11 protein-coding genes and 1 pseudogene are annotated in these 14,850 nt (G+C 51.2%); 4 read left to right on the top strand and 8 right to left on the bottom strand.

The genetic code is table 11. From position 1 onward, the window contains the following. The first annotated feature begins 17 nt into the window (after positions 1–17). The 4 genes from QWU00_RS11875 (at position 18) to QWU00_RS11860 (ending at position 3,904) form a co-directional block, all read left to right on the top strand. The gene (locus QWU00_RS11875; protein WP_035381633.1) at positions 18–1,481 is read left to right on the top strand and encodes an NAD-dependent succinate-semialdehyde dehydrogenase; all 1,464 of its coding nucleotides are present in this window, start codon (positions 18–20) and stop codon (positions 1,479–1,481) included. Positions 1,482–1,553: 72 nt separating this feature from the next. Then, a complete protein-coding gene (locus tag QWU00_RS11870) occupies positions 1,554–2,051 on the top strand; it encodes an Lrp/AsnC family transcriptional regulator (RefSeq protein WP_035381632.1) in 498 nt (165 codons plus the stop codon). Further along, complete coding sequence (locus QWU00_RS11865) at positions 2,048–2,935, top strand: GNAT family N-acetyltransferase (RefSeq protein WP_150395627.1); 888 nt, start codon at positions 2,048–2,050, stop codon at positions 2,933–2,935. The genes QWU00_RS11870 and QWU00_RS11865 overlap by 4 nt, the downstream gene beginning before the upstream one ends. A gap of 39 nt (positions 2,936–2,974) precedes the next feature. After that, positions 2,975–3,904, top strand: a complete 930-nt coding sequence (locus tag QWU00_RS11860) for a 2-hydroxyacid dehydrogenase (RefSeq protein ID WP_035381630.1) — start codon at positions 2,975–2,977, stop codon at positions 3,902–3,904. A gap of 107 nt (positions 3,905–4,011) precedes the next feature. Here the strand turns inward: QWU00_RS11860 and QWU00_RS11855 are convergent, their stop codons facing one another. The 8 genes and pseudogenes from QWU00_RS11855 to QWU00_RS11820 form a co-directional block, all read right to left on the bottom strand. Beyond that, positions 4,012–5,295 carry an NAD(P)/FAD-dependent oxidoreductase gene (locus QWU00_RS11855; protein ID WP_035381628.1) on the bottom strand — a complete coding sequence of 428 codons (1,284 nt, stop codon included), beginning with the start codon at positions 5,293–5,295 and terminating at the stop codon, positions 4,012–4,014. A gap of 21 nt (positions 5,296–5,316) precedes the next feature. Beyond that, positions 5,317–6,645: an MFS transporter gene (locus QWU00_RS11850; protein ID WP_035381626.1), complete on the bottom strand. Its 1,329-nt coding sequence runs from the start codon at positions 6,643–6,645 to the stop codon at positions 5,317–5,319. Between the two features lie 13 nt (positions 6,646–6,658). Continuing rightward, entirely contained in the window at positions 6,659–7,369 is a 711-nt protein-coding gene (locus QWU00_RS11845; protein WP_035381624.1) for an HAD-IA family hydrolase, read from the bottom strand. A gap of 23 nt (positions 7,370–7,392) precedes the next feature. Beyond that, positions 7,393–9,933 (bottom strand): TonB-dependent receptor, encoded by a 2,541-nt coding sequence (locus QWU00_RS11840; RefSeq protein WP_052051484.1) that lies wholly within the window; start codon positions 9,931–9,933, stop codon positions 7,393–7,395. Positions 9,934–10,352: 419 nt separating this feature from the next. Continuing rightward, complete coding sequence (locus QWU00_RS11835) at positions 10,353–11,027, bottom strand: cupin domain-containing protein (RefSeq protein ID WP_166443794.1); 675 nt, start codon at positions 11,025–11,027, stop codon at positions 10,353–10,355. A 255-nt stretch (positions 11,028–11,282) separates the two neighbouring features. Continuing rightward, a protein-coding gene (locus tag QWU00_RS11830; protein ID WP_150395534.1) for an IS3 family transposase occupies positions 11,283–12,469 on the bottom strand; the annotation gives its coding sequence in 2 pieces (ribosomal slippage) (positions 11,283–12,199 and positions 12,199–12,469; 1,188 coding nt in all). Positions 12,470–12,674: 205 nt separating this feature from the next. Further along, positions 12,675–13,007 carry a tRNA-binding protein gene (locus QWU00_RS11825; protein ID WP_035377407.1) on the bottom strand — a complete coding sequence of 111 codons (333 nt, stop codon included), beginning with the start codon at positions 13,005–13,007 and terminating at the stop codon, positions 12,675–12,677. A gap of 17 nt (positions 13,008–13,024) precedes the next feature. Then, positions 13,025–14,823: pseudogene (locus QWU00_RS11820) on the bottom strand (molybdopterin cofactor-binding domain-containing protein). Positions 14,824–14,850: the final 27 nt, after the last annotated feature.

Below are 14,850 nucleotides of genomic sequence, written 5' to 3'. Positions count from 1 at the left end.
CATTTAGGAAACCAAGCATGACCCATCCAACCCTGAATGATGCAACTCTCTTCCGCCAGGAGGCCTTTATTGCCGGAACCTGGTGCGATGCAGCAGATGGTCAGACCATCGACGTCGATAACCCAGCCAACGGGGACATCATCGGCTCGGTACCTGCCTGCACGGCGGACGACACGCAAAAGGCGATAGAGGCCGCACGCGTTGCCCAGATTGCCTGGCGCAACAAAACGGGAAGCCATCGCGCAGAAATTCTGAATGCCTGGTACCAGCTTGTTCTCGAGAATGTGGAAGACCTCGCCCTAATCATGACGGCCGAACAGGGCAAGGTACTGGCCGAAGCACGCGGGGAAGTGCGCTATGCTGCCTCCTTCCTGAAATGGTACGCTGAGGAAGCCCGGCGGAGCGAAGGCAGCATCCTGACCACGGCGGACCCGGCCCGCCGCGTACTTGTGCTCAAGCAACCCATTGGTGTGACTGCCGCCATTACCCCCTGGAACTTCCCTCTGGCCATGATCACCCGCAAATGTGGTCCCGCGATAGCCGCAGGATGCGGCATGGTAATCAAACCATCTGAACTGACCCCGTTTTCGGCACTCGCACTCGCCGCACTCGCCGAGCGTGCAAGCCTGCCTGCGGGGCTGCTCAGCGTTGTGACTGGTTGGCCCGCTGCCGTCGGGAAAGTGCTGACTGAAAGCCCAGTTGTCCGGAAACTGACCTTCACCGGCTCTACCGGCATTGGCAAAATTCTGCTGGAACAATCAGCAGCTACAGTAAAAAAATGCAGCATGGAGTTAGGTGGAAACGCTCCCTTCCTTGTGTTTGACGATGCAGATGTAGAAGCCGCAGCCGAAGGCATCATGCAGAGTAAGTTCCGTAATGCCGGTCAGACCTGTGTCTGTGCAAACAGGGTGCTGGTGCAGGACGGAATATGGGACCAGCTTCTGCCAGTCATCATGGCGAAAATGAATGTTCTGCAGGTTGGAGCCGGGCTGGATGCCAACAGCACCATCGGGCCACTCATTAACGAAGCTGCGGTCACCAAGGTACGCGCCCATGTTGAGGATGCATTAGCCAAAGGTGCCCGCTACGTAGGCTCACCTCTCCGCACTGAAGGACGTTTTGTGTGGCCGGTTGTGCTGGAAGGTGTAACGACCGACATGCGTGTCGCGCACGAAGAGACATTTGGCCCGGTGCTTCCCCTGTTTCGTTTCAAGGAGGAAGAGGAAGCCGTCCGCATTGCAAATGATACCCCCTTTGGTCTGGCGAGCTATTTTTTCACTAATGATATCCGTCGGCTGTGGCGTGTGGGAGAGGCTCTGGAATTTGGGATGATTGGCCATAATACGGGTGCGATTTCAATGGAAAGCGTGCCATTTGGTGGGGTCAAGGAGTCCGGGCTCGGTCGTGAGGGAGGTCATGCAGGCATGGATGAATTCATGGAAATAAAAAGCCTCCACCTCGGCGGCCTTGACGTTTTATAATCGGAACATTCTGATCAACATTTTCCATACCCCCGCTGGGGTACACATCCTGTTCCGGAGACAGTCTTCGCCATGCAGCCCACCCCGAAATTAGACAGGATCGACCTGAAAATTCTCACACAGTTGCAGCGCAACGGCCGGCTGACAAATGTTGAGCTTGCAAACCGGGTTGGCCTGTCCGCCAGCCCCTGCCTGATCCGTGTCAAGCGGCTGGAGGCGGCTGGTTATATCACGGGGTATGGTGCTCAGATTGATATCCGAAAAATCACCTCCATTCTGACAGTTTTTACGGAAATCACCCTTTCTGATCATCGCCGGCATGACTTTGCACGCTTTGAGAGTCACATCAGCAAGCTTGATACGGTCGTTGAATGTCACCTGATCAGTGGAGGGTATGACTATCTGGTCAAGTTCGTGACCCGTGACGTGGAACATTATCAGACCATCATAGAAAACCTTCTGGAGGTAAATATCGGGATTGAAAAATATTTCAGTTACATCGTCATAAAATCACCGATCTTAAAAGAGTCTTTCCCAATTCAGGATTTCTTCCCGGAGCAGAAAATTTGATTCAGATCGCCCCCTCTCACCCACTTCTGCAAATGCAAATTACGTTCCGCGTCATGCAGACGGACGACCTCACTCAGGCCTGGCAGCTCTCCAAAGATCTGGCATGGCCGCATCGGCTTGAAGACTGGGAGCAGATGCTCAGCCTTGGTAACGGTGCGGTAGCCACCACACCGGAAGGAAGCGTCATCGGCACAATCCTATGGTGGATGTGGGGGCCGCAAACTGCCTGTCTGGGAATGATTATTGTCAGTCCGGCATGGCAAGGGCACGGCATTGGCAAACAGCTCATGACACTGGCACGGCAAGCCCTGCCGGGCTTCAGACTGCATCTGAACGCGACCTCCGCTGGCGTCCCGCTATACGAAAAAACCGGTTTCCGCTCCACCGGGGTCGTTGCGCAGCATCAGGGGAATGTTTCCACAGTGCCGCTTATTCCTCTTCCTGAAGGCTACAGAATGCGCCCAATGGGCACAGCCGATCTGAACGCAATCTGCGCAATGGACGCGGCAGCGCTCAAAATGGATCGATCAGCCCTCATTGAACATCTGATGGATGATGGCCGAGGTATTGTTGTGGATTCAGAGAAAGGCATTCAGGGTTTTTCTTTCTGTCGCAAATTTGGCTGGGGGCATGTTGCCGGCCCCGTCATTGCTACGGACTCAATTTTTGCCCTCCCGATGCTGGCATACTGGGCAGGAACCTGTGCAGGGCAGTTCCTGCGCGTCGATATTCCACAAGATGAAACTCTGGCAACCCTGCTGGACCAGTGGGGACTGCTCCGTGTGAGCTCTGTTGTCTCCATGACAACAGAACCGACGGAAAACACTGATACCTTATCAGATTCCCCTTCATGCTTTGCCCTGTGTAGCCAGGCATTGGGTTGACCCGCCACACATCTTCCTCTTCCTGAAGGGCAAGCTTGCATGTCTTTTCTGCTCAAATCCACCCCGGAGAGGGCAAAAGTATGGAAACCACTTTTCAACAAAGCGCTTCCAGACCTTGCGTTCCATGTCTGGCCGGAAACCGGAAACCCAGAAGAGGTCCGCTTTTTAGCCGTATGGGAACCACCCGCTAATTTACTGACATATTTTCCCAACCTTGAAGTCATTTTCTCTGTTGGCGCTGGTGTGGATCAGTTTGATCTCTCTGCAATTCCTGAGCATGTGACCATTATCCGCATGATCGAACCTGGCCTGACAGATGGCATGGTCGACTACATCTTATGGGCAACCCTCACTCTGCACCGGGATGGACTGACCTATATTAACCAGCAGAAACAACATATCTGGAAAGCCAGACCCAATCTGGTCGCAGCACAACGGCGTGTTGGCATCATGGGTCTGGGCACACTGGGGGCACCCGTAGCGCAGGCTCTGGCGAGTAACGGGTTTACCTGTAGCGGCTGGTCACGCTCGCGGCATGAAGTGCCCAATGTAACCTGTTATGCCGGACCGGAAGAACTTGATGCGTTTCTGGCTATCACAGACATTCTTATCTGTCTGCTGCCTCTCACAAACGCAACGCGCGGTATGCTTAATGCCGATTTGTTTAAAAAACTACCTCAAGGCGCACAACTCATCAATGCAGCACGAGGAGCGCATCTTGTAATACCGGATCTGCTTGAAATGCTGGAAAATGGACACCTTAGCGCTGCCATTCTGGACGTGACGGATCCAGAGCCCTTACCTGCCGACAGCCTGTTATGGGACAATCCACGCATCCTGATAACGCCGCACATCGCCAGTAGCAGCCAGACTGAAACCGCAGGTCACGTCCTGCTGGATACTGTAGAACGCTATCTGGCAGGAGAAAGGACTTTCTCCTCCAGAGTTGATCGTTCAAAAGGTTATTAAAAAATAAGATCCTCTCTTTGGTCAGTTTATTTTCAAAACAGACCAAAGAGATTTTAAATCTTTACTTCGGTATAAAAACGCACATCAGATAATCATCAAAAAAGATTTTATGCTCTGAAATTCTGAACGTAATCCTTAGCGCGATAATAAGCCCCCACAACGGGCAGCACATACGATGCCAGACCATAAAACGGAATTTTAGGCCATGAACGGCCTGCAAGCGGGTTCGTATCCGGCATACCGGCCATGGCTTCAGCCATCCGCTGCCCCATATAAACGGACATCTGCGTCCCATGCCCGCTATAACCCATGGTATAGTAAATTCCGTTCCACTGCCCTGCACGCGGGAGACGGTCCACCGTCATATCAACGTCACCACCCCAGCAATATTCAACTTTCACATCAGGCAGGTCAGGCAATGTGCGTCTCATGGCGGCAAGCAGCATATGGCCGCTGACAATATCCGTTGTAGTTCGGGAACGGGAAAAGCTCGCTCTTCCCCCAAAAATCAGTCTATTATCAGCCGTGGCACGAAAATAATTGTGAATATTCTGCATGGTCACAACATTCTGCCCCCCAGGCATGACCTGCTTCAGCGTCGCAGCATCCATAGGTTCAGTCGCAACGATAAAGCTCCCTACGGGCATAATCCGCTGACGGAACCATGATGGAGCATGACGACTGGTACCTGTTGCCATCAATACTGATTTTGCAACAATCTTGCCTTGAGGCGTTATGACTTCAAAACACCCCTGACCGAATTTTATTGATATCATAGGTGTGTTTTCGAAAATAAGACCACCAGCCTTCAAAACGGCCTGTGCCAGCCCAACGCCAAAGCGCCCCATATGCATACGTCCGCTATGGGGGTAAATCAGGCCATTGTTAAACAGGTCAGATCTTAGCTCATCATGGATCTGTGCATAACTGATCAACCGGACATCTGGATCTGCACTCTTGCATAACTGCTCATAGTCAGCCTGTAATGCGGCATGATGAGCGGGTAAATTCCCCACTTTCAGCTTGCCGCACCGCACAAAATCACACGCGATCGCGTGCGTGCTTATAATAGTTTCAACAGTGTCCACTGCTTTATTGAAAACTTTATAAAGAGCAGTTGCCTTGTCTTCTCCCATCGTTTTGCAGGCCATGGAAAAGCTACCTGCCAGCCCGTTATTAACATGCCCTCCATTACGGCCAGAAGCCTCGCCCACAACCCGCTCGCGCTCCAGCACAACAACGGAAGCTCCAAGCTCCCGCAGGCGCAAAGCTGCAGAAAGACCACTAAACCCACCTCCCACAATCACAGCATCTACCATACCGGGCATAGCCGCAGCAGGACTGGCCACGAATGAAGGGGCGGTATCTAGCCAGTAGGAGGTCAATTTCATAATAGATTCCCCATAGTGATCTCAGGAAAGAGTAATATGACTGGCTTCAGAAAGACTAAGCCCGGCCGTTTCCGGGGCCCAGCGCCAAGATATAAAGGCCCCCAGAGCAAGCAGGCTTGCTGCAGCAAATAAAGTAGCCCGCACACCAAAATGAGCGACCCCTACAGGAAGCAGGAAGGTCCCCAAAGCGGCTCCTAACCTGCTGGCAGAAGAAGCAAACCCTACCGCAGTGCCCCGTATTTCTGTGGGGAAAAGTTCATTGGGGTAGACAAACTGTAAGCCGCTCCCAGCAGCTTCCACTGCGGAATAGATAATAAAGGCAGCCATGACGGCCCAACCAGCCTCTCCAGACCACAAGGCTATGAAGAGCAGAGAAAGAGCAGCCAGAATAAAGGACCAGATCAGAAGCGTTCGTCGGCCGATAAGGTTAATCAACCCGAACGTGACGGGAAGAATGCCCAAAAACGTAAAACACGTGACAACACAGGCCGCCAGAATAGGATTATTCATATGCATCTGCGCAAGAATCTGGGCCTGTAAGGTATGGATTGAAAATGCCGGAGCACTTTGCAAGATCCAGAATGCGCTCACAAAAATCAGTAATCCACGATAACGCGGACTGCATAATTTTCCCATAACCTTACCGGGGCTATCGGGTACCACAGAAGGTCGAACGCACTCGAAAGAAATCTCTGTTTTCAAAAAAGTCTTCACGATATTCCGTGCTTCGGTCACCCGCCCCACACTCATAAGCCAGAGAGGAGATTCCGGCATACCAGCACGACACAAGAGCAGAAAAAGTGAGGGGACAAAACTGGAACCCATGACAAATTGCCAGTTTTCAGGAAAGAATGAGAGCAGCGTATATCCAACGACAAAACTGCACACATAGCCCAGCCACCAGAAAGTAATAAGCCCGCTCAGAGCTGGCCCGCGCCAGCGGCGAGGCATGAACTCCGTAACGTAAGCCGTGGCAATCGGATAATCCGCGCCGATAGCAATACCGATAAGCAAGCGCCAGACCAGTAAGGCAGCAAAACTATTGCAAAAATACTGAGCTGCGGAAAAAACCGTAAACATGAGAATATTTACGGTGTAAAGAATTTTCCGTCCAAACCGGTCTGACGCTATCCCCCCTGCAAAACCACCCATAAAGACGCCCAGCAAAGAGGCCGCACCAACAAGCCCGGTCGCGTCTGCACTCAAATGAAAGCTGGAGACCAGAACAGGCAGCACAACACCGATAACGCCCAGAATATAACCATCACAAAACGGTCCGCCACCGGCAACAAGAGCAAGGCGCAAATGAAAAGCCGATGCCGGGACATCATCAAGAGTCCGTACTTCCATGGTCTCCGGCCTCTCAGGAATAGAGCAGCTTCAGACCACCTTCATCGGCAAGATCAGCCAGTTCCTTCAGTGTGGAAAAATGGTAATCGGGCGTCGTCAAATTTTCGACCGCAATGGTACCACCAAATCCACCAACAGCTTTTCTGCGTTCAATCCAGCAAACCGTGTAACCAAGTTTACGCGCGATCCCGATATCATGATACTGGCTTTGCGCAACATGCAGAATATCTCCCTGCAGAAGACCATCCCGGCTGAGACGCCCCCGTGCAAACCCAAAAAATGCAGGATCCGGCTTTTCACATAACGCATCATCCACTGTAATGGAGTCATGGAAGGGCATACCAAGTGTCTTTTCCATTCCGGAAAAAGCCCACCGCTGCGTGTTGGTCATGGCGACAAGAGTGAAGTGCTGCCCAAGACGCTGCATAGCGTCCACACTATCTTCAAACGCAGGCCAGTCTTTGGCTGCGTAAACAAATGCATCGGCATATGCCTCATCTGCCGGCAAGCCAAAATGCGCTGCCAGTTCCTGATAGATAGGCTTGAGGTCCTGCGGGAACGGCAGTGTCTGACCCCGTGCCCGCATCCCCCGATAGGCCGTCAGAAAAGCTTCACGGTCGATAGCAACCCCGCATAATTTCTGTAAGGCGCTGATCATACCACTTTCAAAGTCGATCAAAGTGCCAACAACATCAAAAGTTAAAGCTTTAGGAAAACGTGCCATACCAAAGTCTCCGTCGAATATTTTTAGAAACCTGTTGAAAAAGAAAGGACACCGGCAAAGCCACCACCCACATAGTACTGGGGTGAAGAGCCTGCGACTGTGTGCCCTGCCACCATTATGCTGCGTGCATTGGTTTTAATGCTGCTCGTGCCGGACAAGTAACCACTATTACCAATATTAAGCAGATTAAGCTGAAGCTGCGGATGCTTTGCGAGCCACATATTTTTAAACCGGTAGCCAACGTTCACATTGAAGGTTTCATAGCTTGGAATAGATTCATCATTCATGAATGTGGAATACTGTTTACCAATATAATTCATGTTGAAACCGCCAAAAATAGACCCATCATCGTAGTTAAGTCCGACGGCCGCAGTAAATTCTGGCGTATTGACTGCTCTTTTCCCTTTGGTTGGCAGAGCGACCGATATGCCATCACTGGCGACAGCAGGAAGGTTACTGTCAATGGTCGCATGTTCATACTGCCCGGAGACGTATGGGCTGAAGTGATGCCAGCGCTGTAGCCCCACTTCAATCTGTGCTCCGCGCATGGTCTGGCCGCCGGCATCAATGGACTCAGAAACCGGCAGTCCATTCTGATAGGTCGTTGTGCTCAGTTGTCTATGCGTAAAATTATAGTTGAACAATGCAACTGAGACATTGGCAAAACCTGTATGCCGATATCCGATTTCTTCACCAATCGCAAATTCTGGTTTGATATTAGTCGCATGACGGGACGAGAGCTTTCCCGTGGAAACATTATAGCGATCTGCATAGGTCATGATAGATGCTGGCATGCGGAAGGACGCTGTGCCGTTGATATAGATCTGGTCATGTGGCGTAATTTTGTAACTGGCCATAAACTGAGGCAGAGGCTCAGCAACACTTTGTCCGGTTGCATATGTCACGCCCGGTACAAGGTTTGTCTGTGACCGGGTCACCATGATTTCCTTGAAACCTGCTGTCACCGTCAGCTTATCATTCAGCGCTTTGTAAGTATCATTGATGAACAAAGCATTCGTCTGCTGAATAAGATGGATGTTATAGGTGCGCAGCACACTCCCATTCGCTGTAAGAATGGGTTTATCGCCCCACATGCTGGGTACGCCGCCATCCGGATTAACCGCCTGATAGCTCTGCGGTTCCGTCTGATCAAAATAAGAATACCATGCACCACCCGTCAGGGTGTTGTGGCCATGTGTCCAGGAAAGCGCAGTATTAATCCCTGAATACGCCAGACGATATGTATCAATAGAAGCCGCAATAATGGAGGTGTTTGTGCCGCCCACCTGCAAAGGTCCGGCTGCGTTTGGCCCCAGGAAGCTGCCGTCACGGCTCAGAGTGCTGCCTCCGTTGTCATACCCCCAAGAATACGTGAAATATGGCGTAACATCCAGAGCAAGACCATGCCCGAATTTCAGATTTACAGGCGCACCCAGAATGAATTTCTTCATCCTGTTTTCCTGATATTTATAGTAGTTTGAGGGAGAAGATCCCCAGGGGGTATCGTTATAATTGAAGTTGACGCCATACTGATCCCACTGCGCTTTGGTTGGCGCGCGCAGGTAATACTGCTTGGCATCGTTGTAAGTCATGATGAAGGCAGCGTGATTGTCTGCGCCCCAATCCTTCACGAATTTCATATCAATATGGTAACGCCGCGTTCCCCCGACACCACGCCATTCATCTGCTTCACGGTGCGAGAAAGACAGAAAACCACGAACCCCAGTCTTCCCAAGATCGCCTGTATCCACACGGATAAAGTGGCGCCGCAGACTAAAGGAGCCATAAGAAGCATCAATCAGACCACCAAAGTGATGTGAAGGATCATGCATCGTTTCAGAAAGCTCGCCCCCAACCGCGTTATAAAGAGGGGAGCGGGTATCTGGAGATCCCTGGGTTAGCGTTAAAGACTGAATATTTTCATTGTCTGCCGCTGCTGACGTATACGGCAGAAGATAAACAGGTGCAGCCGCAGGGATGCCTTCAAACAAAAAGCCGATTTCTTGTTGGTTAAGACCTCGTATGGTCAGACCCTGCTGGTCATCATTTGTTCCAAGCGGGTCATTTCCGGCATAGACAACACCAGGAAGACTAGCCACAAGAGCAGCAGGATTGCTTGTTGGGCTCTGCTTGGCGATATAGTCTCGCGTCAGACCACTGCGAGATTTGGCAATGGTCTGCGGAGGCATCATACCTCCACCCGGAGTTCTGTTTGTTACACCGTTTGGCATGGAAACATGACCGGTCACACCAACCTCTTCCGTTCCAGAAGAAACAAGAGCCTGTGGCCCTTTTACTACTGAACGTGGTTTTAGTTCTTTTTTTCTTCCTGAACTATTTTTGTGAGGAGCAACCTGACCACCATGCTTTGCAATGGAAGAAGAATGATTGGTTTCAGCATTAGCTGTTCCGATTTCGGAACAATATAGAGTGCCAGAAACTGTGAAAGACGAAACTGAAAGCAGCAGGAGCAGCGAGCGGGACATTCCCCCTCGTGCCACACCACAGGATAGCAGGAATGATTTACCATTCTGCGCCATAAAAGAGGGGTAAGTGTTTGCCATGCCTATCCTCCGGAACACCCCAAAAAGGGCGATAAAGCGTGATACAGCGCCAATATCCAAATGATTATGAGCAGAAGCAGGCAGCGGAATACCCCTTTTTCTCAAACAATACAGAACATCATATCATTTTCTAACCGGAATAAATAAAATTCTTTCGAGCCGTAAGAGAGAGAAAAAATAAGCACCTCGCGTTGCCATTTTTCAAGCACAGGAGGGAGATCAATTTCTAATTGTAAGTAGAAACTACGGGTCTGCATTGTTCTGAAACAGTACCTGCATGGGCAGGGAATATCATTCCCCTGCCCTTTTGAAATAAGATGTCTAATTGCCGAGAGACCTGCGTGGATCTGTCAGTTCGCACTAAAAAAATAATGACGAAAATAGATATCTATACTGAAATTAAAAATTCAATCTATATTTTATTCCGGCCTAAAAATAACATATATTTTCTTGACATCTTCCAGACTATCCCACGAACAACTTGCCCCACGACAAATCAGAAATGCATCTCCGGCCCGGAAGGTCTGCTTTTCTCCTAAATCACAGACAAACGTGACACATCCTTCAAGCAGAAACATGAATTCATCATGGACATATGGAATTTGTTTGCGGGAATATGGAGTAGAAGCCCAGATTCCACCGTAAAACTGTCCTTCGCAGCTACGCCATGCCGGAGCGCTTTGGCATACAGGAACAGGCCCCTGAAGATATTCTACCGGAGGAGGCAAGGACGGAGACATTTGAGCCTGAGGGTTAATAGTAACGACCTCTTCCTCAGTCTGTTCAGTTGCGGGGGCACTCATAACAAAAAGGCAGGTATTTGGGGCTGCCGTCCATCTAAATGCCATTCCTGCTGAAATTTTACATCCACAGTCTTTTTCAAAAAGAATGTCATTAATGGAGAACTGTCCTGTCAGAACAAATACAAAAACATCATAGGCTATCCCCCCGACATCACCTTGCCCTAGCGGGGCAACCAGCTCGAATATTACAGCAGCATCATTTGCAGGCAACCTGTACCGTGCCGTTAAATAATCTCCTGCCGTCAGAGCCGTCTCCGCCGCCATAGCCTTAAGATCAAGAACACGTCTCATATTTACCATTTTATGTCCTTCAGCATTATTTTTAATGCCTGTATGATTTGAACTTATATTTTCACCATCATAACAATTTCTTTCCGTAAAAGATGCTTCTTTTCGTTCGAAAAAAATATTTTCTTCTTTTTTAGAAAGAAATTTATCTCTTTAAAAGAGCGATCATATTAACTTTTACAAAACAGGTGGAAAGAAAGAGGTGGTCCCGTCCGTTCGGACAGTTTTGCGGGCTTGATAAGCTATACCCGGTTGTTGTTATGCCGCCCTTCTGACGGCGTTGCTGTTGGCCATCTGGTCCGGGGTTAACCCCGGACCAGATGGCGTCGGCACGTTATGATACGCCTCATCGGGCGTTCGTCCAGCCAGCGCCGTATGCGGACGCCTTTCGTTATAATGGGCGATCCATCTGCCAAGCCCGGCCCTCAGCTCTGATCCGGTCTCGAACGCGTGCAGGTAGACGCATTCATATTTCAGCGACCGCCACAGACGCTCGATGAACACGTTGTCCAGCCATCGCCCACGCCCGTCCATACTGATGCGGATCTGACGCTCTTCCAGTATCCCGGTGAAACGGGGTGTCGTAAATTGCGACCCCTGGTCAGTATTGAAAATGTCCGGGGCGCCATAGCGCATGAGGGCATCCTGTAGCGCCTCGATACAGAACTCCACGTCCATCGTGTTCGACAGACGCCAGGACAGGACCTTGCGCGTGAACCAGTCCATGATCGCCACGAGATAGAGAAATCCCCGTTTCATGGGAATATATGTGATATCGGAACACCAGACCTGGTCAGGCCGATTGATGACCAGATCCCGTAGCAGATATGGATATTTCCGATGCTCCGGATGGGGCACGGTCGTGCGCGGCTTCTGGTAGATCGCCCGCAGGCCCATGATCGCCATGAGCCGCCGGACCCGCTTGCGGCCCACTTCATGTCCCAGGCGGCGCAGATGCCATGTCATCTGCCGTGAGCCATAATACGGCGTTTCCAGGAACTGGGCGTCGATCAGCCGCATCAGCTCCAGATTGGCTTCGCTCTGTGGCACAGGCCGATAGTAGACGCCCGACCGGTTGAGTTGCAGTAGCGTGCATTGCCGGATTATCGGCAGGCATGCTCTCTTCGGGTCAATCATCTGCCGCCTCTGATCACGCCCAACCGAGCAGAGGCATCCCGCAAAAAATCCCGTTCCACCAGCAACTGGCCGATCTTGGCGTGCAGTTTCTCTACATCAGCAGGGCTGACTGAAGGTTCCGTTACTGACTTACCAGAAAAAAGGCTTGCCATGCCTTCGATCGCCTGGCGCTTCCATTGGGCGATCATCGTCTGATGCACGCCATGTTTCGAAGCCAGTTCCGCCAGCGTCAGTTCCCCACGGATCGCCTCCAGCGCAACCCGTGACTTAAACTCTGCCGCATACCGTTTCCGCGTAACCTTGCCCATAAAACCCGTCCTCGTTCAGGCCAGATGATAGCTTATCGCCCTGTCCGAAAAATGGGGACCACCTCTGAATAAAAAGCAAAAAATATTCGCTTATTTACAATTTATAATTTCCGACAGATCACTTCACTTTGCGAAGCATTAAATATTTTACTCCACCACAGAATAACCTGTGGTTTATATAATACTTCCAAGCCAAAATTCACTGTCAGCTTAACCGTGTTCCGTTTGGAACACCTCGTTCGAGTGAGGCCAGAACAACGCCGTCAGGAGTTTCAAAACCCGATAACAAAAACTGTGAACGGAAAGGCCCTATCTGCTTTTCCGAAAAATTGATAATTCCGATTATCTGTCGTCCAATTAGGTCATCTTTATTGTACAGTCTCGTAAATTGCGCACTGGTCTTCAGTTCACCATAGGGACCGAAATCAGCCCATATTTTGTAGGCTGGCTTACGTGCTTCCGGAAAATCCTCAACGCGCATAATTGTACCTGCGACAATGAGAACTTTTTGAAAATCATTCCAGCTTATTTTTTCCATGATACTTACAGTCTCCATCATGTAACGGGTGGCAATTTATCAAGATGTTTGTCAAGCGTAATGGGATAATTACGCACACGCACCCCCGTGGCGTTATAAACCGCGTTAGCAATAGCCGCGCTGACTCCACATAAGCCGAGTTCACCAACCCCTTTTGCTTTCACAGGTGATGAGAGGGGATCTACCTCATCAAGAAAAATAACGTCCTGATGTGGAATATCCGCATGCACAGGTACTTCATACCCGGCAAGATCATGATTGACGAAGTAACCTCGCTGATGGTCAACAGCCAGTTCTTCCATCAATGCAGCCCCCACCCCCATCGTCATGGCACCTATCACCTGACTACGCGCTGTTCTGGGGTTCAGGATGCGCCCTGCCGCACATACAGCCAGCATGCGCCGAACCCGGATTTCACCCGTAAAAATATCTACGCCGACCTCCACAAAGTGGCTGGCGAAGGTGGATAACTGATATTTTTTATCCAGATTACAAAACTCAATGGCATCTTCACAAACAATTTCACCATTGCGTGCAGCAGCATCCAGTCTGAAATGCTGCCCCCCGCCCCACACGGTTCCATCACGGAAAACAGCGCGTTCTGCATCCAGCCCCAGCTTGTCTGCCACAACCTGACGCAGCTTCACACAAGCCGCGTAAACTCCAGCGGTCGCGCTGTTCGCTCCCCACTGACCGCCAGATCCAGCTGCGACAGGAAAATCTGAATCTCCCAGCCTAACCACGACCTTGCTGACCTCTACCCCCATCATTTCTGCCGCCGTCTGGGCGAGAATGGTATAGCTGCCAGTTCCGATGTCGGTCATATCGGTTTCAACCGTAATCGTACCTCGCGCATCAAGCCTTACGCGCGCTGCCGATTTTGTCACCGGACTATCACGAAAGCCCACAGCCATTCCCACCCCTGTCAGCCAGTTTCTGTCACGTGTGGACGCTGGACGAGCCACGCGATGTTTCCAGCCAAAACGCTCAGCCCCAAGGCACAGGCAGGCTGTCAGCCGGCGTTCGGAAAAGGGATGGTTCGGCTTTTCCGGGTCAACCTGAGTGTCATTGAGGATACGGAAGCGAACGGGATCAATCCCTAGCCGTTCCGCAGCTTCATCCATTGCAATTTCCAACGCCATCATGCCGGACGCTTCACCCGGAGCCCGCATGGAATTTCCTTCAGGCAGATCAAGGTGCGCCAGTCGCATAGATGTCAGACGGTTTGCCGCAGCATAGAGCAGCCGCGTCTGTGCCACCGCTGTGTCCACCCTGCCGCCGCGCAGATTGCCTGAAACACTCTCATGAGCGATGGCGGTCATGACACCGTCATACGTAGCACCAATACGAATGCGCTGGATGGTCGCGGGCCTGTGTGTGGTGTTGTTTATAATCAGCGGACGCTGTAAAGCCAGCTTGACGGGACATCCGGCAGCCCGGGCCGCAAGCGCCGCGATTACGGCATCAGCACGCAGAAACAGTTTTCCACCAAACCCGCCCCCAACATACGGGGAGTCTACCCGGACATTGTCGAGTGATATCCCGAGTGCACGGGCAACGTCCCGTCGCACCCATGCCACCATTTGCTGGGACGTCCATAACGTCAATTTTCCCCATGCCACGCAGCAATCGTCGCGTGGGGCTCCATCATGGCGTGGGTATGATCGGGGGTTGTATAGGTCTGATCAAGCTGCATGGGGGCGAAAGCAAAAGCCGCTTCAAAATCTCCCACCCGGTCCAGTGGTCTGACCTTCTCGGGAGCCAATGGTGCACGTTCTGCCTGCTCTGCCAGATCATATGCGCCAGAAACAGCCACGACATCAGCCGTTATCAAAGCTGCGGC

Origin of the sequence: Acetobacter tropicalis (assembly GCF_030644465.1) — a bacterium.
Classification (GTDB): domain Bacteria; phylum Pseudomonadota; class Alphaproteobacteria; order Acetobacterales; family Acetobacteraceae; genus Acetobacter; species Acetobacter tropicalis.
Note: the sequence above shows the minus strand (reverse complement) of the source record. Positions and strands in the feature narration are given on the sequence as shown.

What these genes read in the sequence shown, in the direction of transcription:
- QWU00_RS11840 (WP_052051484.1), bottom strand. Translation starts at nt 9,933, where the DNA reads ATGGCAAACACTTACCCCTCTTTTATGGCGCAGAATGGTAAATCATTC.
- QWU00_RS11850 (WP_035381626.1), bottom strand. Translation starts at nt 6,645, where the DNA reads ATGGAAGTACGGACTCTTGATGATGTCCCGGCATCGGCTTTTCATTTG.
- QWU00_RS11825 (WP_035377407.1), bottom strand. Translation starts at nt 13,007, where the DNA reads ATGGAAAAAATAAGCTGGAATGATTTTCAAAAAGTTCTCATTGTCGCA.
- QWU00_RS11875 (WP_035381633.1), top strand. Translation starts at nt 18, where the DNA reads ATGACCCATCCAACCCTGAATGATGCAACTCTCTTCCGCCAGGAGGCC.
- QWU00_RS11870 (WP_035381632.1), top strand. Translation starts at nt 1,554, where the DNA reads ATGCAGCCCACCCCGAAATTAGACAGGATCGACCTGAAAATTCTCACA.
- QWU00_RS11860 (WP_035381630.1), top strand. Translation starts at nt 2,975, where the DNA reads ATGTCTTTTCTGCTCAAATCCACCCCGGAGAGGGCAAAAGTATGGAAA.
- QWU00_RS11835 (WP_166443794.1), bottom strand. Translation starts at nt 11,027, where the DNA reads ATGAGACGTGTTCTTGATCTTAAGGCTATGGCGGCGGAGACGGCTCTG.
- QWU00_RS11855 (WP_035381628.1), bottom strand. Translation starts at nt 5,295, where the DNA reads ATGAAATTGACCTCCTACTGGCTAGATACCGCCCCTTCATTCGTGGCC.
- QWU00_RS11845 (WP_035381624.1), bottom strand. Translation starts at nt 7,369, where the DNA reads ATGGCACGTTTTCCTAAAGCTTTAACTTTTGATGTTGTTGGCACTTTG.